The sequence below is a fragment of the Lacisediminihabitans sp. FW035 genome (assembly GCF_054880895.1).
The window spans coordinates 2532188-2552680 of sequence record NZ_CM142187.1; the positions used below are offsets into that span (position 1 = coordinate 2532188).

Genomic DNA, 20493 nt, shown 5'->3' on the forward strand with positions numbered 1-20493 from the left:
AGCATCGGGGCGTGACTTCGAGCATCCCTCCCTCCACAATCGTCATCGCCCCCGACTCGTTCAAGGGCTCCCTCGGCGCCCTCGAGGTGGCGCGGGCGATCGCTGAGGGCTGGGCCTCGGTGCGCCACGGCGATTCACTCACGCTCATCCCGCAGGCCGATGGTGGCGAGGGCACCCTCGACGCCGTCGAGGCCTCCGTGCCCGGCGCGGTTCGGCGCGACGCCGGTCCTGTCACCGGTCCCGACGGGCGGCCGACCCCCGGAAGCTGGCTCGCGCTGCCTGATGGCACGGCCGTGGTCGAACTCGCCCAGATGGCGGGGATACCGCTGATGGGCCGTCTCGATCCCCTCGGCGCGTCGACGGTCGGGCTCGGAGAGGTGATCCGTCTCGCCCTCGCCTCCGGCGCCTCCCGTCTCGTCATCGGGCTTGGCGGCTCGGCCTCGACGGATGGCGCGGCCGGCGCCCTCGCCGCCCTCGGCCTGCGCGCGGAAGGTTCTCTCACCACGGGCGGAGGATCCCTCGCTGCCCTCGGGTCGCTCGACCGCTCCGGGCTCCTCGCCCCGCCGCCTGGCGGTGTCACTCTGCTGACGGATGTCTCGGCCCCCCTGCTCGGACCCGCCGGCGCCGCCGCGGTGTTCGGCCCGCAGAAGGGAGCGTCGCCCGCGGAGGTCGCACTGCTCGACGCCGGCCTCGCCCATTTCTCTGGACTGCTCGGTGCCGACCCCTCCCTGCCCGGCACCGGCGCGGCCGGCGGTGCGGCCTGTGGATTCGCGGCGGCCTGGGGCGCGCGAATCGAACCGGGAGCCGACTACCTGTGCGCCCTCACCGGGGTGCCGGACGCCATTGCCACCGCCGATCTGCTCATCACCGGCGAGGGACGCTTCGACGCGACATCCGGCACCGGGAAGCTCGTCGGCACACTCATCGCGCTCGCGGGCGGGCACGGGGTACCGGTCGCCGTGATCGCGGGGCAGCTTGCCGTGCCGCCGCTCGGCTCGGACGGCGCGCCGCTGTGGGCCTCCGGGCTCGCCGATCTCGCAGGCTCGGCCGAGGCTGCCATGGCCGATCCGGTGCGCTGGCTGCGAGCCGCCGGTGCCGCGGCCGCGACCGCGGTCTCCTCCGGTCGTGCCTACTCCCCCGAGTGCGCCTCGAGGAAGGCGTAGAGCTCGGTGTCGTCCACACCGGGGAAGGTTCCCGAGGGCAGCGGAGCAAGGATGTGGGCGTGCAGCTTCGCGCTCGGCCACGCCTTGTGAGCCCAGCGCTTCGACAGCTCGGTGGTCGGCCGCCGGCAGCAGTTCGCATCCGGGCAGCGGGAGGCGACCCGGTTGGTCGTGTCACGCCCGCGGAACCACTTGGCATCGGCGAAGGGGACCCCGAAGGTGATCGAGAACTCCTCGTTGCTCGAGGTGCCGGTCTGGGTCGAACACCAGTAGGTCCCGGTGGGGGTGTCGGTGTACTGGTAGAACTCGTTCGTGCGGTTCGGCCGCCAGAACGCGGTGCGTGCACTCCAGTGCCGACACACCAGCTGGCCTTCGGTCGAGCCGGTGACATCCGTCGGCAGTTGCAACCCGTCGTTCTCGTAGCCCTTGTAGAGAGCACCGTCCTCGCCGACCCGGAGGAAGTGCACGGGCATCCCGAGGTGCGAGGTCGCGAGGTTGGTGAAGCGGAGCGCCGCCGCTTCGTGGGTGACTCCGAAGGCGTCGCGGAAGTCCTCGACAGCGAGATTGCGCTCCGACTTCGCCCGGTTGAGGAACTCCACGGACTGCGTGAGCGGCATGAGGCAGGCCGCCGCGAAATAGTTGATCTCCAGCCTCTGTCGCAGGAATTCCGCGTAACTCTCCGGCTCATGGTGCTCGAGCAGCCGGTGCGCGAGCGCCTGTAGTGCCATCGAGCGGAGGCCGTGGCCGCCCGGGATGGACGCGGGCGGCAGGTAGATGCGCCCGTTCTCGAGATCGGTCACCGACCGTGTCGAATGGGGAAGGTCATTGACGAAGATGAGTTCGAAGCCGAGCTTCTTCGCCATCAGGTTCACCGCCCGGTGGGTGAGTGCGCCGCCGACGTACCCCACGCCGCGCACCGCTTCTTCGGCCAGGTCCTCGATCTCCGGCATGTAGTTGTCTTTGGTGCGCATGTACTGGCGCAGTTCGGTGTTGGCGCGCCGGGCTTCCTCGGGCGTCGCGATCGCCTCTCGTGCCCGACGCGCAAGTTCCCGGTGCAGGCCGACGAGCGATTCGAGAGTCTCCTCCGGCATCGTGCGGGACGGACGGATGGCCGGCAGGCCGAGTCCCTGGTACACCGCCGCCTTCTGCATCCGGTCCAGTTCGATCTCCAGGGCTGCCCGCGGCGTCGGCGGAGCATCGTCGAGCAGTTCCGACACCGCGATGCCGACGGTGCCCGCGATTCCCTGCAGCAACGACAGGCGCGGCTCCCGTCGCCCGTTCTCCATCAGTGAGAGTTGGCTGCCGGCGATGCCGACGCGCTCACCGAGCTGGTCGAGAGTGAGCCCGGCCTCGTTGCGGAAGTGGCGGATGCGCTGGCCCAGCGTCGCGAGATCGGTCATGCAATTGACACTAGTGAAAGATTGTCCATTCTTACCAGCTGGATGTTGGGAAATGACGCAGAAAGGCGCGCAATCTTTATTCAAGGCCGGAATTTGCGGCCCGCGCGGCTCGACACCCCTTCCTCAGCCTCCCGCCTGATCCAGATGAAACGGACGAGACATGACCATCACCTCAGCCCGACCGACCACCAGTTCTCCCGCACCTGTCACTGCGGGCGCGGCCCCGCTGAACGCCGACTCCCGCGTCGTCGAGTGGGTGGCCTCGATCGCCGCGCTCACTACCCCGGACGCCGTCGAGTGGTGCGATGGGTCCCTCGCCGAGAACGACCGCCTCACCCACCTGATGGTCGACTCCGGCACGCTGGTGCGCCTCAACGCCGAGCACCGCCCCAACAGTTTCCTTGCTCGCAGCGATCCGAGCGATGTCGCCCGCGTCGAGGCCCGCACCTTCATCTGCTCCGAATCAGAGGATGCCGCCGGCCCCACCAACAACTGGCGCGAACCCGCCGAGATGCGCGCGACGCTCTCGGGCCTGTTCGCCGGCAGCATGCGTGGTCGCACCCTGTACGTCGTGCCCTTCTCCATGGGCCCGCTCGGCAGCCCGCTTGCCAAACTCGGCGTGCAGGTCACCGACTCCCCCTACGTCGTGGTCAGCACCCGCATCATGACGCGCATGGGAGCGGATGCCCTGGCCCTCATCGGCCCGGACACCGAGTGGGTGCCCGCCGTGCACAGCGTCGGTGCGCCCCTCGTCGACGGGGCGAAGGACGTGCCGTGGCCGTGCAACAAGACGAAATACATCTCCCACTTCCCCGAGACCCGCGAGATCTGGTCGTTCGGATCGGCCTACGGGGGCAACGCGCTCCTCGCCAAGAAGTCCTTCGCGCTGCGCATCGCGTCGGTGCAGGCCCGCGACGAAGGCTGGCTGGCGGAGCACATGCTCATCCTCAAGGTGACGAACCCGCGCGGCAAAGCCTTCCACGTGGTCGCCGCCTTCCCTTCCGCGTGCGGCAAGACCAACCTCGCGATGCTGCGGCCGTCGATCCCCGGCTGGAAGGTCGAGACGATCGGAGACGACATCGCGTGGCTGCGTCCCGGTGCCGACGGTCGCCTCCGGGCGATCAACCCCGAAGCCGGATTCTTCGGCGTGGCTCCAGGCACCGGTCCCTCCACCAACGCGACCGCCATCGACACCCTCTGGGGCAACACCATCTTCACCAACGTCGCGTTACGCGACGACGGCGATGTGTGGTGGGAAGGGTTGAGCGACAAGGCCCCCGCGAACCTGCTCGACTGGCAGGGCAATGCCTGGAGCCCGGCATCCGGGTCCCCCGCCGCCCATCCCAACTCCCGCTTCACGGTCGCAGCAGCCCAGTGCCCCGCGATCGCCGACGACTGGGACGACCCGGAGGGAGTCGTCATCGACGCGATCATCTTCGGAGGTCGGCGCGCCAAGAATGTGCCGCTGGTGACCGAGGCCCGCACCTGGGAGCACGGCGTGTTCGTCGGAGCCACCGTCTCATCTGAGCGCACCGCAGCGGCCGAGGGCACCGTCGGTGAGTTGCGCCGCGATCCCTTCGCCATGATGCCGTTCTGCGGCTACAACATGGCGGACCACTGGTCGCACTGGCTCGAGATCGGCCAGAAGCTCGGAGCGAAGGCGCCGAAGATCTTCTCGGTCAACTGGTTCCGTAAGGGGGCTGACGGCTCGTTCCTCTGGCCCGGCTTCGCCGAGAACTCCCGGGTGCTCGAGTGGATCCTCGAGCGCGTCGACGGCCGGGCCCCGGCGCTCGACACCCCGCTCGGCTGGAAGCCGGTCGACGGCGGCCTCAATCTCGACGGGCTCGACGTGACCCGCAGCGACCTCAGCCAGCTCTTCGAGGTCGATCCGGAGGCCTGGTTCGCCGAGCTCGACGCGACCGAGCAGTTCTTCGCGACCTTCGGCGATCGGCTGCCGCCTAGCCTCACGACCCAGCTCACCGACATCCGCCGTCGCCTCAAGTTGTCCATCGAAAACTGATCTGCAGGCTCGACCCAACGTTTCGGCCCCCTCGTGCGTCTCAGAAGGTAGACACTCTTCTACACGAAGACGCGTTCATTCCAGACGCGCGAGGGGAACCGGATGGCCGCAGCCGCACCACAAGACCAGACCGCCTATGGCGGCTGGCAATCAGTCGTCGCGACGCTCGTCGCAGAGCGCGGCGATGCGCTCACGCGCTACGCGTGGCTGATCAGCGGCGATGCGGACGACGCCGCCGACCTCGTGCAGGACGCGCTGGTCAAGACCTTCGGCCGACTGCGCAACGGGTTCACCGTCGTCAGCGCGGAGGCCTACGTGCGCCGTGCCATCCTCAACACCTGGCTCGATGGTGGCCGTCACACCTCGCGCTGGCGTCGCATCGCGCATCTGACGGCCGTGCCGGACGCCCAGGAATCCAGCGCGCCAGCCACCGACAGTCGACTCGACCTCACGGCGGAGCTTGCGAAACTCACGCCGCGAGAGCGTGCCTGCATCGTGCTGCGCTACTACGAGGACCTCAAGGTCGACGACATCGCGGAGTGGCTCGGGATCTCCTCCGGAGCCGTCAAACGCTACCTCAGCGACGGTCTCGCCAAGATGGCCGTCGCTCTCACCGAAGAACCGTCATCGCCGAACTCACCGACCACCGACCCACAGGGAGCGATCCATGTCCACAGAATCTGACCTCAAGCGCATGTTCGGCGAGGCCGGCCCCGCGCTCGGCACGGTCGACCTCTCCCGGGTGCTGCGACGGAGCTCCCGGCGCCGCGTCGCTCAGCAGGTGGCGGTCGGCGGTGCCACGACGCTCGCCGTGGCTGGCATCGGTGTCGCCGGGTTCACCGGCATCCGCGGCCTCGGCCCCTCGTTCACCACCGGGGCAGCTTCCACCGCTGCGGCGCCGGAGACCAAAGGCGACACGTCATCGAGCGGCGGCCTGGCCACCGACGGTGGGCAGAAACGCGCGCCTGCGGAGAAGATCAACCTGTGTGGAGGCACTCTCGCCGATGTCGCCCCGAACCCGGACGGGCTAGTGCTCAGCACGAGCTTTCCCACCGCGGATGCCTCGGCCGAGCGGGTCTCGGGCACGGTGACCCTCACGAACACGGGCTCCGAGCACATCGTGGGAACCACGGCGGCCACGCCCGCCATCACCCTCTCGAAGGACGGCACCGTGCTCTGGCACAGCAATGGGGCGATGATCGCGATGGCCGCGCTCGTGGACCTTGCACCCGGGGCTTCGCTGACCTACCAGGCCTCATTCCAGCCGGTGACCTGCGCGATCGAAGACGACACTGCCGACAGTTTCCGGGATGACCTGCCCCATGTCGCCGCCGGTGACTACCAGGTCTCGGCCGCCATCGACCTCAGCCGCGAAAACTCGGATGGCTCGTTTCTCAGCACAGACCTCGTGGCGGGGCCCGTCTCCGAGGTGAACTTGCGGTAGCCACCCTCCACTCGCTGAGGGTGATTCAGTAGAATCGCAGGCGCCTGCCCTTGGTCCTCCCGGGGTGAGCCCCCCGGTCGAAGGAGCTTGTCATTCGCGTCACCGTCATGGCTCGATTGTCTCGGCTCGTCGCCGCGCTGGCGCTTGCCCTTCTTGCGGTGGTCGCGGTACCGGCGACCGCCCAAGCCCAATCCCCGGTCGATCTCGGCGGCGCCTACGTCGTCGATACCGTGAATGCCGTCGGCTCACGGGCATCGGAGATCACGGCGGCGACGGATGCCCTCTATTCCGCAACCAAGCTCCAGCTATTCGTGGTCTACGTCGACAGTTTCACCGGAGTCTCCGACAAGACCGCGTGGGCCTCGAGCGTCGCGAAGAAGAACGGGCTCGGCGACAACGACATCCTCCTCGCGGTAGCGACGGTGGATCGCAACTATTCGATCTACTACGGCGCGTCCGCACCCGATGCGTCCATCACAGACCCGGTGGAGACCGATGACATCGTCCCGGCGCTGAAGAAGAGCGACTGGGTCGGGGCGGCCGTCGCCGCGGCTGACGGCTACGCCGGTGTCAGCAGCGGCAACACCGGGGGCGGGGCGGAGACGCCCGTGCCCGGCACCCCCGCGGCATCCGGCGGTGGCTCTTCGCTACCGGTCGTAGTCGTGCTAGTCCTGCTTGCTCTCATCGTGCTCGGGATCGTGTTCTTCGTACGCTCACGACGCCGGCGCGGCATCGGCGGCACGGCCTCGCCCTCCCGTCCGACCCCCTCTGGTCCGACCCAAGAGCAGCTCGACCAGAGAGCCGGCAGCCTTCTCGTGCAGCTCGACGACTCGCTGAAGACCAGCGAACAAGAGCTCGGATTCGCCGTCGCGCAGTTCGGGTCGGAGGTCACGACCCCCTTCAGCGCGACCCTCTCCACAGCGAAGTCGCAGGTGGCCGAGGCCTTCACGCTGCGCCAGAAGCTGGACGATTCGGTGCCGGAGACTCCAGCGGAGAAGCGCGCGATGACCACGCGCATCATCGAGCTCTGCGAGGCCGCCGATACGGAACTCGATGCCCAGGCGGACGCCTTCGACGACCTGCGAAAGCTGGAACAGAACGCGCCGCAGGCCCTCGCGTCCGTTGTGACGGATGCCGAAGCAGTGAAGTCGAGACTCGCGTCCGCGCGCGCCACCCTCGAGAGCCTGACGGCGACGTACTCCCCGGCGGCGCTCTCCGCGATCGCCGGCAACCCCGATCAGGTCGACACCCTGCTGGAGTTCGTCGGCACGGCCGGCTCGACCGCCCGGGCCGCGATCGCGAGCGGCGATCCCGGTGTCGCGGCGATCAACGTGCGTGCGGCTCAGGCCAGCATCGGCCAGACCACCCAGCTGCTCGACTCGATCGACACCCTGGCCGCGGGGCTCGCGGATGCGCGGAGCAAACTCGCCGCAGCCGTCGCCGATACCAAGCAGGACCTCGCGACTGCCCGCGCGCTCCCCACCGCCACATCTGGCGCTCTCGCCACCGAAGCCGCTGCGGCGCAGGCCGCGCTGACTGCGGCGACGACGGGCGGCGGCCCGGCCGATCCGCTGGCGAGCCTCGCCTCGCTCAGCACGGCGAATGCCGCGCTCGACCGCGTGCTCGACACCGTGCGCGATGAGCAGCAGAAGCTGCGGTCGGCAACGGCGCAGCTGTCGACCGCGATGAGCGCGGCATCCAGCCAGATCTCGGCGGCGAACGACTTCATCACCACCCGCCGCGGCGGGGTCGGAAGCACCGCCCGCACCCGGGTGTCCGAAGCCATCCGTCACCTCGAAACCGCCGTCGGACTCGCGCCCACCGACCCCGTCACGGCGCTGGCAGAGGCGACCGCCGCGCAATCCCTCGCCGCCCAGGCCCTCTCCCTCGCCCAGAACGACGTCGATTCGGCCGGCATGGGAGGATCCGGCGGTGGCCAGGGCGGCAGCTTCGGCAGCGGACTCGGCGGCGCCATCCTCGGGGGCCTCATCGGCGGCATGCTGAGCGGCGGCGGACGCGGAAACGGCGGCGGAATGTTCGGCGGCGGCGGTTTCGGTGGGGGCGGGTTCGGCGGCGGCGGGTTCGGTGGAAGTTCCCGCAATTCCGGCGGCTCGTTCGGCGGCGGTGGCGGTGGCGGACGCTCCAGCGGAGGGCGTTTCTAGTGGTTCCGCCACAACGAGGCAGGCAGTTTTTCGCGACATCCGTATTTCACAGTGACACAACGAAGGGAAACACAATGGCAAAACAGTCAATTCTCGGTCGCATCGCGCAGATGGCGAAGGCGAATATCAACGCGCTCCTCGACTCGGCCGAAGACCCGAAGATGATGCTGGACCAGATGGTGCGGGATTACACGAGCAGCATCTCCGAAGCCGAGAGTGCGGTGGCGCAGACCATCGGCAACCTCCGCCTGCTCGAGCAGGACCACGCCGAAGACATCGACAATGCCGCCGACTGGGGCCGCAAGGCACTGGCGGCGAGCAAGAAGGGCGACGAACTGCGCGCCGCAGGCAACGCGGCGGATGCCGACAAGTTCGACAACCTCGCGAAGGTGGCTCTCGGTCGCCAGATGGCCTCCGAGAAGGAGGCCAAGGATGCCGAGCCGACCATCGCCTCGCAGACTGCAGTGGTCGACCAGCTGAAGCGCGGTCTCGACGCTATGCGCACCAAGCTCAGCCAGCTGTCGTCGAAGCGCGACGAGCTCATCGCCCGCTCGAAGACCGTCGAGGCCCAGACGCAGGTGCAGGATGCGGTCAAATCGATCGACCTCACCGATCCCACGAGTGAGATCAGCCGGTTCGAAGACAAGATCCGCCGCCAGGAGGCGACCGTCCTCGGGCGCCAGGAACTCGCCGCCTCGAGTCTCGATGCGCAGTTCGAGCAGCTGGATGCCTCGGACGATTCCGTCGAGCTCGATGCGCGTCTCGCCGCGCTGAAGGCCGGTACCCCCACCCCGTCGGCTATCGAGCAGTAGGTCGTCTCCGTTTCGGGCGGATTGTTCCCTTTCTTCAGCTGTGGTCCTCGTCGCGCGGGCACAGACCTTACGCGAGAGAACAATCGCCCGGAGCGGATCCATCGGGAACAATTTCCGTACGATCACCGTTACTTGTCGCATGACAACTATCGGAATCATCGGAGCAGGAAACATCGGCAGCCAGATCGCGCGCAAGGCGGTCGAGACCGGATACGACGTCGTGATCAGCAACTCACGCGGACCGGAGACCCTCGCGGACCTCGTCGCGGAGCTCGGCCCCAAGGCGACGGCCGGCACCGCGGTGCAGGCTGCCGAGGCAGCGGACGTCGCCGTCGTGACCGTGCCGTTCAAGGCCTTCCGCGACGTACCGGTCGAGCCTCTCGCCGGCAAGATCGTGATCGACACCAACAACTACTATTTCGAGCGCGACGGTCACATCGCCGAACTCGACGAGGGCACGGACACCGTGTCCGGGATGCTGCAGAAGCACCTGCCCACCTCGCGCGTCGCGAAGGCGTTCAACGCCATCCAGGCCCCGCTCATCACCGAGGACTCCCTACCCGCCGGGGATCCCGGGCGTCGGGCGCTCGTGACCGCATCGGACTTCGAGGACGCCGCGGCCTTCGTGACAAAGCTCTATGACGAATTCGGCTTCGACACCGTGAACGTCGGGCCGCTCTCCGAGAGCTGGCGCGTCGATCGCGACCGGGCCGCTTACGGCGCAAAGGGCGATGTCGCCGAGATCACAGCGAAGCTCGCGGAGGGCACGCGAGTCGTCTGAGCCGCCTGACCGGCACACAACCCCGCGGTGGCGGCCATACTTGACAGGTGGCCGCCACTTTTCTCGTTGTCCCCCAATGGCAAGGCTCGGGCTCGTCCCGGGCGATGAGGCTCGCAGAGGGGGCTGAGGCGATCCGGGGCGACCTGCCCGTCTCGGCCACCCGCTCGGTGGAGGTGCCGTCGGAGGCCGGCACGGACGAGGGCAGTGACGTGCTGCGGCTGAGCGCGCTCCGCCAGGTGCGCGAGGCTCAGTCCGCGGCGCTCGAGTCCATCCCCGGCCTCACGATAACCATCGGTGGGGACTGCGGGGCGGACCTCGCCTCCGTGCAGCACGCGGCCGCGCACAACGATGACATGGCCCTCGTCTGGATCGATGCCCACGCCGACCTGAACACACCGGAGGAATCGCCATCGCGCGCCTTCCACGGGATGGTGCTTCGCACCCTCCTCGGCGACGGTCCACCGTCCCTTGTGGCGAACGCCCTTCCCGCCGGGCGCGTCATCCTCGCGGGCACGCGGGCTCTCGACGACGCCGAGCTCGCGTATATCGAGACTGCTGGCATCCGCACGCTCGCACCGGATGAGCTCACTCCCGATTCGCTGACCGCCGCCCTTGCCACGAGCGGCGCCACCTCGGTGTACGTGCACGTGGACCTCGACGTGCTCGACCCCGCCGAGTTCGGCTCGACCGGCTATCCCGAGCCGTTCGGCGTGACTCTCGCGTCCCTCCTTGCAGTGATCGCCGCGGCCAAGGCCGCGTTGCCCCTCGCCGGAGCCGCGGTCACCGAGTTCGCCCCTGCCTCCCCGGATGGCGCGGCCGACGATCTCGGCACCATCCTGCGCATCATCGGGGCGCTCGCCGGCTGACCCGGGCCCCACCCGCGGCATCCACCCCTCGTTTTTGCGACCACCACCGTGTGCAGACCGGGAGCTGATCGCAAAAACGGAAGGGGGAAGGGAGCAGCAGGCTGGGATCGCCGGCATCACCAGCGCCTAGCATTGACGCACGGCTCGATTGCAGCCGCCCAGGCACTCGAAAGGCCAGCGTTGACCGACACCACTGCCGAGACATCCCCCCGAATCACGGTCGAACGCGACGGACACGTGCTGCTCATCGGCTTCAACCGGCCGGACAAGCGCAACGCCGCAGACTTCGCGTTGCTCCAGGAGCTTGCTCTCGCCTACGGGGAGCTCGAGCGGGATCCGGAGCTTCGAGCCGGATTCGTCTTCGCGCACGGCGACCACTTCACCGGAGGCCTCGACCTCGCCGACGTCGCCCCGAGGATCGGAGCGGACGGCCTAGACGCCGTGCCCGACGGGGGCCTAGACCCCTGGCAGGTCACCGGGCCCCAGCTCAGCAAGCCGGTCGTGATGGCGGTGCAGGGCACCTGCCTCACCCTCGGCATCGAGCTCATGCTCGCGAGCGACATCGCGGTCGCTGCCGCATCGACGCGTTTCGGGCAGATCGAGGTCGCCCGGGGCATCCTGCCGTTCGGAGGCGCCACCTTCCGCTTCCCTCGCGCGGTCGGCTGGGGAAACGCGATGCGCTGGATCCTCACCGGCGACCTATTCGACGCGGCGGAGGCGCACCGTATCGGCCTCGTCCAGGAGGTCGTGCCGGACGGCACCCAGTACGACCGCGGTCGGGAGCTTGCGCACCGCATCGCCGCCCAGGCTCCGCTCGCCGTACAGGCTGCCCTCGCCAACGCGCGACTGGCGATCCGCGAGGGGGATGCAGCGGCCGCAGCCGCACTCCAGCCCGAACTCGTGCGGCTGGTGCAGAGCGAGGATGCCGCCATCGGCATGACGGCGTTCGTCACACGCACGACGGCGGAATTCGTCGGCCGGTGAGGGAGCTCACCCGCCTCCCCTCCGTGACCCTGCGCGCCACCTTCGGGTCGAACGTCGATCTCGCGGCGCTCAGCGGGCGGACCGTCCTCTACCTGTACCCGCGTACCGGTCGACCCGGCGTCGATTCTCCGGCCGGCTGGGATGTGATCCCTGGCGCGCGCGGCTGCACGCCGGAGGCCTGCTCGTTCCGCGATCGCTTCGCGGAGCTCCGCGCGGCGGGAGCCACCAGGGTGTTCGGGGTGTCCAGCCAGGATTCCGACTACCAGTCCGAGGCCGTCGAGCGGCTCCGCCTCCCCTTCGCGATGCTGGCCGATCCCGGGCTTCTGCTCGCCGAAGCGCTCGATCTGCCGACCTTCGAGGCCGACGGGCAGACTTTCTACAGGCGCTTGACGATCATCGCGAACGGGTCGACCATCGAGAAGGTCTTCTTCCCGGTAGACGATCCCCAGAACCATGCGGCCGAAGTGGCCGCCTGGCTCGGATCCGCCTGACAAAACCACCCGATCGCTTGGAGTGCACAACATGATCGCCACCACCTACGACCTCATCGTGCTCGGCGCAGGCGCCGTCGGCGAGAACATCGCCGACCGTGCGGTACAGGACGGGCTCACCGCACTGCTCATCGAGAGCGAACTGGTAGGCGGCGAGTGCTCGTACTGGGCGTGCATGCCCTCGAAGGCACTGCTGCGCAGCGGCATCGTGCTGCGGGCCGCAAAGGCGGTCGGCGGGGCACGCGAGGCCCTGACCGGGGAGCTGGACGTCGCCGCCACCTTCGCCCGCCGCGACGGGCTCACGAGCAACTGGGACGACGCCGGCCAGGTGAAATGGGTCGAGGGGGCAGGCATCGCCCTCGTCCGCGGCCACGCCCGTCTCACGGGCGAGAAGCAGGTCACCGTCGATGGCACCGTCTACACGGCGCGGCACGCGGTCGCGGTGAGTGTGGGATCGGATCCCCTGCTGCCCGACATCCCCGGGCTCGCGGGTGTCTCGCCCTGGACCAGCCGGGACGCGACGAGTGCGGAAGTGGCGCCGAAACGGCTGGCGATCATCGGCGGCGGCGTCGTCGGCGTCGAGATGGCAACCGCGTACCAGAGTTTCGGCACCCAGGTCACGATCATCGCCCGGACCGGGCTTCTCGGCACCCAGGAGCCGTTCGCGGGTGAGCTCGTGACGGCGTCGCTCGAGAAATTCGGGGTGACGGTGCTTCGCGGCGTGGAAACCACCTCGGTCAGCCGTGACGACACCGGAGTGACCCTCCAGCTGGACGACGGCTCCAGCGTCGTGGCCGACGAGGTGCTGGTCGCCATCGGGCGGGTTCCCCGCACCGGGGACATCGGTTTCGAGACCATCGGCCTCACCCCGGGCGACTGGCTCGACGTCGACGACACGATGCTGGTCAAGGGCTTCGACTGGCTCTACGCCTGCGGGGACGTGAACCACCGCGCTCTGCTCACCCACCAGGGCAAATACCAGGCGCGGGCAGCCGGCGACGTGATCGCAGCGCGCGCCCTCGGCACCGGGGTGCACGACAATCGATTCGGAAAACACGCGGCGACGGCCGACCACGAGATGGTGCCGCAGGTGACCTTCAGCGACCCCGAGGTCGCCTCGGTGGGTCTCACGGCCGCGGCGGCCGAGAAGGCCGGGTACGACATCCGCGTCGTCGACTACAACCTCGGCTGGGTCGCCGGCGCGTCGGTGCAGGCCGATGACTACGAGGGTCAGGCGCGAATGGTGGTCGACGAGAAGCGCAAGGTCATCCTCGGCGTCACCTTCGTGGGGCAGGATGTCTCGGAGCTGCTGCACGCCGCCACGACCGCTATCGTCGGCGAGGTCCCGCTCGATCGCCTGTGGCACGCGGTGCCCGCCTACCCCACTTTGAACGAGATCTGGTTGCGGCTCCTCGAGACCTACGGTCGCCCCTGAGCGGGCACCGGTCGTGCGCGCTCAGCCGAGGCTCGCGTAGACCCCGATGAGCGCGGTCGCCGTCGCCGCCCAGGTGAACCCCTCGGCGTAGTGCCGGGCGAATCCGGACAACCGTTGCAGCCCGGCGCCGTCGTCGAGCAGCGACACGGTGGCCTGCGCCCACGCCCGGGGATCCCGGGAGTCGACCAGGAGGCCCGATACCCCGGCCGAGACCGACTCCACCAGCCCTCCGCCGCGGAAAGCGATCACCGGAGTGCCGCTGGCGGCCGACTCGAGTGCCACAAGGCCGAAGGTCTCCGAGTGCGACGGCACGAGGGTCACCGTGGCGATGGCGAGAAGGTCGGCGAGTCGCTCCCGCGAGAGCGCACCGGCGAAGCGTACCTCAGCGAGCACCCCGAGTTCGGCGGCGATCGAGTGGAGCGAGGACGCGTAGCCGTCCTCTCCCGGAGTCGCCTCCCCCGCCACGACAAGTACCGGCGCCGCCCCCCGCAGCCCATGGAGTTCGGCGAGCACCCGGATCGCGAGCTCCTGGTCCTTGAGGGGCTGCACGCGTCCGACGATCGCGATGATCGGGCGCCCGAGAGCGATCCCGAGCTCGCTTCGGACGCGGGCATCCGCGGCACCCGCGCGCGCCGGGGTGAAGAGGTTTACATCCACTCCCGGGGGGATGACCCAGACCCGATCGGCAGGCGCCCGCACGTCGTCGATGAGGCTCGTCACTTCGGCGGACGAACCGGCGACGACCGCGCTCGCCTGGTTGGCGAGATACATCTCGGTGCGCAGCCGTCTCTCGGGCTCCGGCTCCTGCCCCGGGGCAAGGGCAGCGTTCTTCATCGCGGCGAGGGTGTGGAAGCTCTGCACGAACGGCAGTCCGAGTTCCAGGGCGACCGGAAGGGTGGCGAGTCCGCTCAGCCAGTAATGGGCGTGGATGACGTCGTAGCGCGCCGCCTGGCGCCCGGTGAGCTGCGCGACGGCTTCGCCGAACTCATCGGCTACCTCCCCGAGGTGCTCCTTGGGGAGGATTCCGCGCGGGCCGGCCGCGAGCTCGTGGAGTTCCACTCCCTCGGCGAGCGCAGTGACCGCGGCATCCCCGGTCGCCCGGGTGATGAGGTCCACCTCGACGCCCCTCAGCGCCAGCTCGGTGGCAGTGGCCAGGAGCGAGACGTTCATGCCGCCGGAGTCCCCACTGCCGGCGAGCGCTGCGGGAGACGTATGCATCGACACGAGCGCGACCCGGTTCGGTGTGCCCGTCATAGTGACACTGTAGGGGCGTTGGCCGCGCGACCGCTGGGTGAGACGGTGTAGAAACTACACATGCCCACCACGACCACCGCGCTGCAGCGCGCCATGATCGTCGTGGTCAGAGTGGGCCGGGCGATGCCCGGCTTACGCCCCGTGATGCTGAGCCCCGTGATCGCGCGCCCGGGCTATTGGTTCGCGAGCCTCTCCGGATTGGCGTGGGGCGGCATCCTCAGTCGGGGCCGGCTCCGACGGAGGGGTGGCCTTATCGTCGCGCGGCACTGCCCGCGCTGGGCCTTCGGTCGCGGCGGCACCACGATCGGGGCGGTCTACCTCACCGCCGACAACGATTCACCGGCGGTCCTGCAGCACGAGGCGGTGCACCGCGCCCAGTGGAAGCACTACGGTCTCTCCTTCATCCCGCTCTATGTCGCCGCGGGACCCGTCGCAGAACTCAACCGGTTCGAAGTAGAAGCAGGACTAGAGAAAGGGGGCTACCGATGAGCGGAGCCAGCGCAGAATTGAGCGGACGGGTCATCGTCATCACCGGAGCGAGTTCGGGGCTCGGTCGGGCCGCCGCGATCGCACTCACGACCCGCGGCGCAACGGTCGCCGTGGTCGGCCGCAACCCCGCACGCACGCGGGCCGTCGCCGATCAGGTCGGCGGGTTCCCCTTCATCGCGGATTTCGACAGTCTCGCCGCGGTGCGCGCTCTCTCCGAGGAACTGCTGGCGAGCTATCCGCGCATCGATGTGCTTGCTAACAATGCGGGAGGGCTCGTGAGCGCCCGCGGTGAATCGGCCGATGGCCACGAGCGCACCTTCCAGCACAACCACCTGGCGCCCTTCCTGCTCACGAACCTGCTGCTCGAGCGGCTCACCCAGAGCGCGGGCCGGGTGATCTCCACGGCGAGCGGCGCCAACATGTTCTCGCGGCTTGACCTCGACGACCTCGACTGGAAGAGCCGTGCCTATGCCGGCGGCTGGCTGCCCTACGGCACGAGCAAGCTCGAGACGATCATGTTCATCCGAGAGCTCGCTCGGCGCACGGCCGGGACCGGGGTCGACGCGTTCTCCTTCCACCCGGGTTTCGTCGCGACCGGTTTCGGAGCCGACTCCGCCCTGCTCAAACTGGGGCAGTTCGTCAGTCGCGGGTCCCTCGGAATCAGCCCGGAACAGGGCGCCGCCCCTCTCATCCACCTCGCCGCCGACCGGGACATCGTGCCACCGAGCGGCACTTACTTCGACGGGCTCAAGCCGGACGGTCGGCAGCGGAAGGCCGCCTCCGACGCCGAGCTCTGTCGGCAGCTGTGGGAGCGGAGTGCCACGATGGTCGGGCTGCCGTCCTGAGCACCTTTCGCGCCGGGCCGCCGTTCCCATAATGTGACCTTGTCTCGAATCGCGGCCCAATAGGGTGAAGAAATGCTTCCACTCGCTCGAGTCTCGCTCCTCGTCGTCGGTGTGTTGCTGGTCGCGGGCTGCACCACGAACGGCAACACCCGCCCCGCACGCACGACCCCGCCGACCCCCTGGCCGACGAATTCTGCGAGCATGACGCCTGCCGCGCGCCCGGCCGACACCTGCGAGAACATCGTCACCCCTGCAGCACTCACCCGTCTCACCACGGCCCCCAACGAGTTCGTGCCCGAGTTCACGAAACGGATGCGCGCGCCGGGAAGCGACCTCTACCGCTTCATCGAGCTGGGCGGTATCGCCTGCGAATGGGGGCATCCGAATTCCGATGTGGTGTACGACTTGGCCTCCTCACCGATCACCGACGCCCAGGCGGCCGTGGAGAAGGCGGCGCTCGTCGAGCTCGGCTGGATCGCCTCCCCCCTTCCCGGCGGCGGAGAGCAGTTCACCGACCCGAACGACGACCTCTACAAGCCGGTCTACGCGTTCTCCCCTGGCCGATGGAGGTACGCGTTGCTCGAGACCGACCTGGAGCTCTTCGCCTGATCCCGGACCATCGCCCGGATGCCCCTTGGCACCCGTCGCGGGGCGCCCACGGGAATCGCGCGCTAGCAGTACTCGTAGCGGTAGGCCGACTGCCCCTTCGCCACAACGTCGCGGTCGCGCAGGATCACCGAGATGGATTTACCCTGCGTCGCGCAGGCCTTCGTGTAGGCGCTGCGGGCATTGTCCGTGTACTCGATCTCGATGACGTTGTTGCCGTACGGACCCGTGTAGCTTCCGCACTCGGAGTAGACCTGGCATTCCTCGGCGATCGCGAAATCGAAGCCGATGGACGTCTTGCCCGTCGACCCGAGCTCTGACGTGTTCTTCTGTGCGATGGCAAGACCGATGGAATGGGCATGGGTGGCGAGCAGCGTCGCATAGGCCACGTTGTTCGCCTTGGTCAGCTTGTTCAACGACCGCGTCCACGAGTCGAGGTTGTCCGGCTCGACGGCCTGGAACCCCTTCGTCTTGCAGCCGTCTATCCAGCCGTTGACGATCGTCGCGATGCTCGAGCGCTTCGCGGCGGTCGAGGTGTCGAGGATGAACTCGCCCGGCCAGTCCGGATCCGTCAGGTTGGTGCCGTTGGCACGCTTCACGAGCAGGTTGCTGTGGTTCGAGGTCCAGAACGAGGCCTCATCGGGTTGGGTCTGGAACGCGTTGACGTAACAGATGTTGTACTTGCCGGTCACCGGGCTCGCACCGCGGTCGCGGTCGACGATCGACACGGATGACGACGGCGTGTAGGAGCCACCGATCTGGTAGTCGAACTGGCCGTTGACCGGCGGAAGGGCCACCGTCGCCGCCTGTGCGGAGTGGGCCAGACCGGCGCCGAGGATGACGGCGGTGACCGCCAGCGCCGCGGCGGCGGCAGTACGAAGTGAAACTCTCATGGTCGTTGCCTGTCCCCGGATGCCCCGCCTCGAGCTGCTCTCTGGCGATCTGTGCCGGATCGGGCCCTCTGGGTGCGCCGGCTGGGTTCTCCGTGATGCGCCAACGATAGGGAAGTCGCGGGTCCCGGGCAAGAAACGCGCAGTCCGCCTGACCGGTGTCGCGGCGCATCCGTCACCACTGGGGCGGATGCCGCCGCTGCCACTGCAACCGACGCTCGAGCTGTGCCCCGATCGCCAACAGCACGTGCTCTCCGCCCGGGCGCCCGACCAGCTGCACTCCCATGGGTAGCCCCTCCGCGGTCTGCGCGACCGGCAGCGTGATGGCCGGAAGACCGGTCACGTTCGCGAACGACGTGAACGGCGTGTACTGCACCTGCTGGGCGAAGTTGCGCTCGGCGTCCTCCGCGTCGTACCACCCCACCGGACGCGGCGTCATCGCGAGCGCCGGGGTGACGACCGCATCGAACCGCCGAAACTGGCGGATGATCGATCGCTCGAACTCGACGAGAGCACCGAGCGCACTCGACAGCTCCCGGGCCGACACCTGCCGTCCTCGCAGCACGAGCCACTTCGTGAGCGGTTCGAGAAGGTCGAGTTGCTCGCCCTCCGCCGGGATGCCCGCGGCGCCCGCCTGCCAGATGGTGCGGAAGTTCGGCGCGTATGAATCGTCGGGCTCGAGTGCGAACTCCTCGATGCCGTGACCCACCGCGTCGAGCTCGGAAAGGGCGAGCGCGAGGGCAGCGGATGCTTCGGGGGCGATCTCGATGTCGTACGCGTCATCCCAGGGCGAGGTCGTCATCACGCCGAGCTGGAACCGGCCCTCTCCGCGAACCGCCGCGTTGAGCAGCGCGCCCCCATCCCAGCGCGGGGCGCGCACAGTGAACGGGTACTCCCCACCCTCCACCAGCGCGTCGAGCAGCATCGCGGCATCCGCCACGGACCGGGCGAGCGGACCAGGCACGGCGAGGCCACCGAGGGAGGTGAGTCCGGTGCCGCTCGGCACGAGACCCCGCGACGGCTTGAGCCCGACCAGGCCGCACGCGGCGGCCGGGGTGCGCACGGAGCCCCCACCGTCCGAGCCTGGCGCGAACGGCACGAGGCCCGCGGCGACGGCGACCGCTGCTCCCCCGCTGGATCCCCCGGCGCCGAGCACCGTATCCCACGGCGTGCGGGCGGGCGGGGCGACGAGGCTCTCGGTGTAGGAGGGGAGGCCGAACTCCGGGGCACTGGTCTTTCCGAGGCTCACCGCTCCCGCCGCATCCAACACCTCGACGAGGGCGTCGGACCGGTCGGGCACGAAGCCGTCCATGAGACGGGAGCCGTAGCCGGTGCGCACGCCCGCCCGGTTCACCAGGTCTTTGTCGCCGACGGGCAGTCCCCACAGCGGGGCGGTCTTGGGCACGGTGTCGGCGAGGGAAGCCGCCCTCGCGAGCGCCGCATCCGCTGTCACGGTGACGAAGGCGCCGAGCCCTGCGTCGAGACGCTCGATACGGTCGAGGTAGTGCCGGGTGAGCTCGAGCGGAGTGATCTCGCCGCGCTGCAACCAGTCCCACTGCTCCTGGGCGCTGAGGTGATGGAGTTCGAACACTCTCCGAGCCTAGGTCGTCGGCTAGGGTCGGGTGCTATGCCCAGCCCCCGCATGCCGCCCGTCGCCCGCCACGGCCGGCTGCCCCACTCCCGCCCGGTCCTCACCGTCCTGGGTTTCGTTGCTGCCACCCTCGCTGTCGTGCTCGTGAGCGCCGGCGCCGTCGCCGGATTCGCGGTCTACGACGTCGCCAAGAGCGTGAAACCCGGGGTGGAGCTCATCGGCGAGACCAAAGGCCCGCCACCGGACATCGGCTCGTTCGAGGGGGGCCTCAATGTGCTCGTGGCCGCGAGCGACAGTGGCGGAGGGGACGTCGGCACCTACGGAAAGCGCGGAGAGCACCTCAACGACGTGACGATGCTGCTTCACGTCTCCGCCGACCACACCAACGCGACCGTCGTGAGCTTCCCCCGCGACCTCATCGTGCCGATCGCGTCGTGCCCGAACCCCAAGGGCGGCAATTTTCCCGCCCAGACCAACAAGATCAACGTAGCCCTCACCTACGGCGGCCTGCCGTGCATCGTCAAGACCGTCGAGAATCTCACCGGGCTCACCATCCCATTCGCCGCGCTCACCGAGTTCCAGGGGGTCGTGGGTCTCTCGAACGCCGTCGGAGGGGTCACGGTCTGCATCGCCAAGGCGATCCACGACGAGCAGATCCACTTCGACCTGGATGCCGGCCAGCAGACCCTGGTCGGCCAGCAGGCCGTGCAGTTCCTGCGCGTGCGGTACGGCATCGACGGCGGCACCGACCTCGCCCGCATCAGCAACCAGCAGCTCTTCCTCTCAGCACTGGTGCGCAAGATCAAGACACCGGAGACGCTGGGCAATCCGATCAAGGACTATGAGCTCGCGAAAGCCGTCGTCGGCAACATGCAGCTCACCAATTCGCTCACCAACCCCACGACGCTCGTGAGCATGGCTCTTGCGGTGAAAGACATCAACTTCGAAGACATCGTCTTCGTGCAGTATCCCGGCAGCTTTGGTTCGGCAGCGGGACAGAACGGGGTGCTGCCGATCCGGAGCGCAGCCGGCATCCTGTTCACCGCGCTGAAGAACGACCAGCCGGTGACGCTCACCGGCAAGACCGGCGACGGTACGACCACCGATCCCACGGCGACGACGGCACCGAACCCCGGGGGCTCCCCGCCCGCGAGCGGGTCTGCGACGAGCGCGCCGGGGGTCGCCCTTCCGAGCAGTGCGACCGGCCAGACTGCCGCGCAGGCGACCTGCACCAAGGGACAGCGCGCGAAGGGCTGAGCGCGC

At 68.9% G+C, this 20493-nt stretch carries 19 protein-coding genes; 15 read left to right on the forward strand and 4 right to left on the reverse strand.

Features of this window, described 5'->3' with window-relative positions; genetic code table 11:
* Window positions 1-11 precede the first annotated feature (11 nt).
* Entirely contained in the window at window positions 12-1163 is a 1152-nt protein-coding gene (locus tag ACVXZ4_RS12085) for a glycerate kinase (protein WP_461795087.1), read from the forward strand.
* Here the strand turns inward: ACVXZ4_RS12085 and ACVXZ4_RS12090 are convergent.
* Window positions 1130-2560, reverse strand: a complete 1431-nt coding sequence (locus ACVXZ4_RS12090; protein WP_461795088.1) for a helix-turn-helix domain-containing protein — start codon at window positions 2558-2560, stop codon at window positions 1130-1132. The two genes, ACVXZ4_RS12085 and ACVXZ4_RS12090, sit on opposite strands and share 34 nt — an antisense overlap.
* A gap of 160 nt (window positions 2561-2720) precedes the next feature.
* On the opposite strand from ACVXZ4_RS12090, the gene ACVXZ4_RS12095 reads away from it, so the two are divergent.
* From ACVXZ4_RS12095 to ACVXZ4_RS12140, 10 genes are all read left to right on the forward strand, one after another.
* Window positions 2721-4580, forward strand: a complete 1860-nt coding sequence (locus ACVXZ4_RS12095) for a phosphoenolpyruvate carboxykinase (GTP) (RefSeq protein ID WP_461795089.1) — start codon at window positions 2721-2723, stop codon at window positions 4578-4580.
* 102 nt (window positions 4581-4682) lie between these two features.
* Window positions 4683-5264: a SigE family RNA polymerase sigma factor gene (locus ACVXZ4_RS12100; protein WP_461795090.1), complete on the forward strand. Its 582-nt coding sequence runs from the start codon at window positions 4683-4685 to the stop codon at window positions 5262-5264.
* Window positions 5248-6024: a hypothetical protein gene (locus tag ACVXZ4_RS12105; RefSeq protein WP_461795091.1), complete on the forward strand. Its 777-nt coding sequence runs from the start codon at window positions 5248-5250 to the stop codon at window positions 6022-6024. The genes ACVXZ4_RS12100 and ACVXZ4_RS12105 overlap by 17 nt, the downstream gene beginning before the upstream one ends.
* 107 nt (window positions 6025-6131) lie before the next feature.
* On the forward strand, window positions 6132-8186 hold the full coding sequence (locus ACVXZ4_RS12110; protein ID WP_461795092.1) for a TPM domain-containing protein: 2055 nt from the start codon (window positions 6132-6134) through the stop codon (window positions 8184-8186).
* Between the two features lie 74 nt (window positions 8187-8260).
* The gene (locus ACVXZ4_RS12115; RefSeq protein ID WP_461795093.1) at window positions 8261-8998 is read left to right on the forward strand and encodes a PspA/IM30 family protein; all 738 of its coding nucleotides are present in this window, start codon (window positions 8261-8263) and stop codon (window positions 8996-8998) included.
* 139 nt (window positions 8999-9137) lie between these two features.
* A complete protein-coding gene (locus tag ACVXZ4_RS12120) occupies window positions 9138-9779 on the forward strand; it encodes an NADPH-dependent F420 reductase (RefSeq protein WP_461795094.1) in 642 nt (213 codons plus the stop codon).
* Window positions 9780-9883: 104 nt separating this feature from the next.
* Complete coding sequence (locus ACVXZ4_RS12125; RefSeq protein ID WP_461795095.1) at window positions 9884-10645, forward strand: arginase family protein; 762 nt, start codon at window positions 9884-9886, stop codon at window positions 10643-10645.
* A 180-nt stretch (window positions 10646-10825) separates the two neighbouring features.
* Entirely contained in the window at window positions 10826-11629 is an 804-nt protein-coding gene (locus ACVXZ4_RS12130; RefSeq protein ID WP_461795096.1) for a crotonase/enoyl-CoA hydratase family protein, read from the forward strand.
* Entirely contained in the window at window positions 11626-12120 is a 495-nt protein-coding gene (locus ACVXZ4_RS12135; RefSeq protein ID WP_461795097.1) for a peroxiredoxin, read from the forward strand. The genes ACVXZ4_RS12130 and ACVXZ4_RS12135 overlap by 4 nt, the downstream gene beginning before the upstream one ends.
* Before the next feature lie 31 nt (window positions 12121-12151).
* Complete coding sequence (locus ACVXZ4_RS12140) at window positions 12152-13555, forward strand: dihydrolipoyl dehydrogenase family protein (protein ID WP_461795098.1); 1404 nt, start codon at window positions 12152-12154, stop codon at window positions 13553-13555.
* 21 nt (window positions 13556-13576) lie between these two features.
* On the opposite strand, the gene ACVXZ4_RS12145 is transcribed toward ACVXZ4_RS12140, so the two are convergent.
* The gene (locus ACVXZ4_RS12145; protein WP_461795099.1) at window positions 13577-14809 is read right to left on the reverse strand and encodes a glycosyltransferase; all 1233 of its coding nucleotides are present in this window, start codon (window positions 14807-14809) and stop codon (window positions 13577-13579) included.
* 60 nt (window positions 14810-14869) lie between these two features.
* On the opposite strand from ACVXZ4_RS12145, the gene ACVXZ4_RS12150 reads away from it, so the two are divergent.
* The 3 genes from ACVXZ4_RS12150 to ACVXZ4_RS12160 all read left to right on the forward strand — a co-directional run bounded on the left by ACVXZ4_RS12150 (window position 14870) and on the right by ACVXZ4_RS12160 (window position 16752).
* On the forward strand, window positions 14870-15298 hold the full coding sequence (locus ACVXZ4_RS12150; RefSeq protein WP_461795100.1) for a hypothetical protein: 429 nt from the start codon (window positions 14870-14872) through the stop codon (window positions 15296-15298).
* Complete coding sequence (locus tag ACVXZ4_RS12155; protein WP_461795101.1) at window positions 15295-16143, forward strand: SDR family NAD(P)-dependent oxidoreductase; 849 nt, start codon at window positions 15295-15297, stop codon at window positions 16141-16143. Before ACVXZ4_RS12150 ends, ACVXZ4_RS12155 begins: the two co-directional genes overlap by 4 nt.
* Window positions 16144-16215: 72 nt before the next feature.
* A complete protein-coding gene (locus ACVXZ4_RS12160; protein ID WP_461795102.1) occupies window positions 16216-16752 on the forward strand; it encodes a hypothetical protein in 537 nt (178 codons plus the stop codon).
* Window positions 16753-16814: 62 nt separating this feature from the next.
* Here ACVXZ4_RS12160 and ACVXZ4_RS12165 read toward each other — a convergent pair whose 3' ends face one another.
* Window positions 16815-17642, reverse strand: a complete 828-nt coding sequence (locus tag ACVXZ4_RS12165) for an endo alpha-1,4 polygalactosaminidase (RefSeq protein WP_461795103.1) — start codon at window positions 17640-17642, stop codon at window positions 16815-16817.
* A gap of 172 nt (window positions 17643-17814) precedes the next feature.
* Entirely contained in the window at window positions 17815-19230 is a 1416-nt protein-coding gene (locus ACVXZ4_RS12170) for an amidase (RefSeq protein ID WP_461795104.1), read from the reverse strand.
* A 36-nt stretch (window positions 19231-19266) separates the two neighbouring features.
* Between ACVXZ4_RS12170 and ACVXZ4_RS12175 the strand changes: the two genes are divergently transcribed.
* Window positions 19267-20487: an LCP family protein gene (locus ACVXZ4_RS12175; RefSeq protein WP_461795105.1), complete on the forward strand. Its 1221-nt coding sequence runs from the start codon at window positions 19267-19269 to the stop codon at window positions 20485-20487.
* The last annotated feature ends 6 nt before the right edge of the window (window positions 20488-20493 follow it).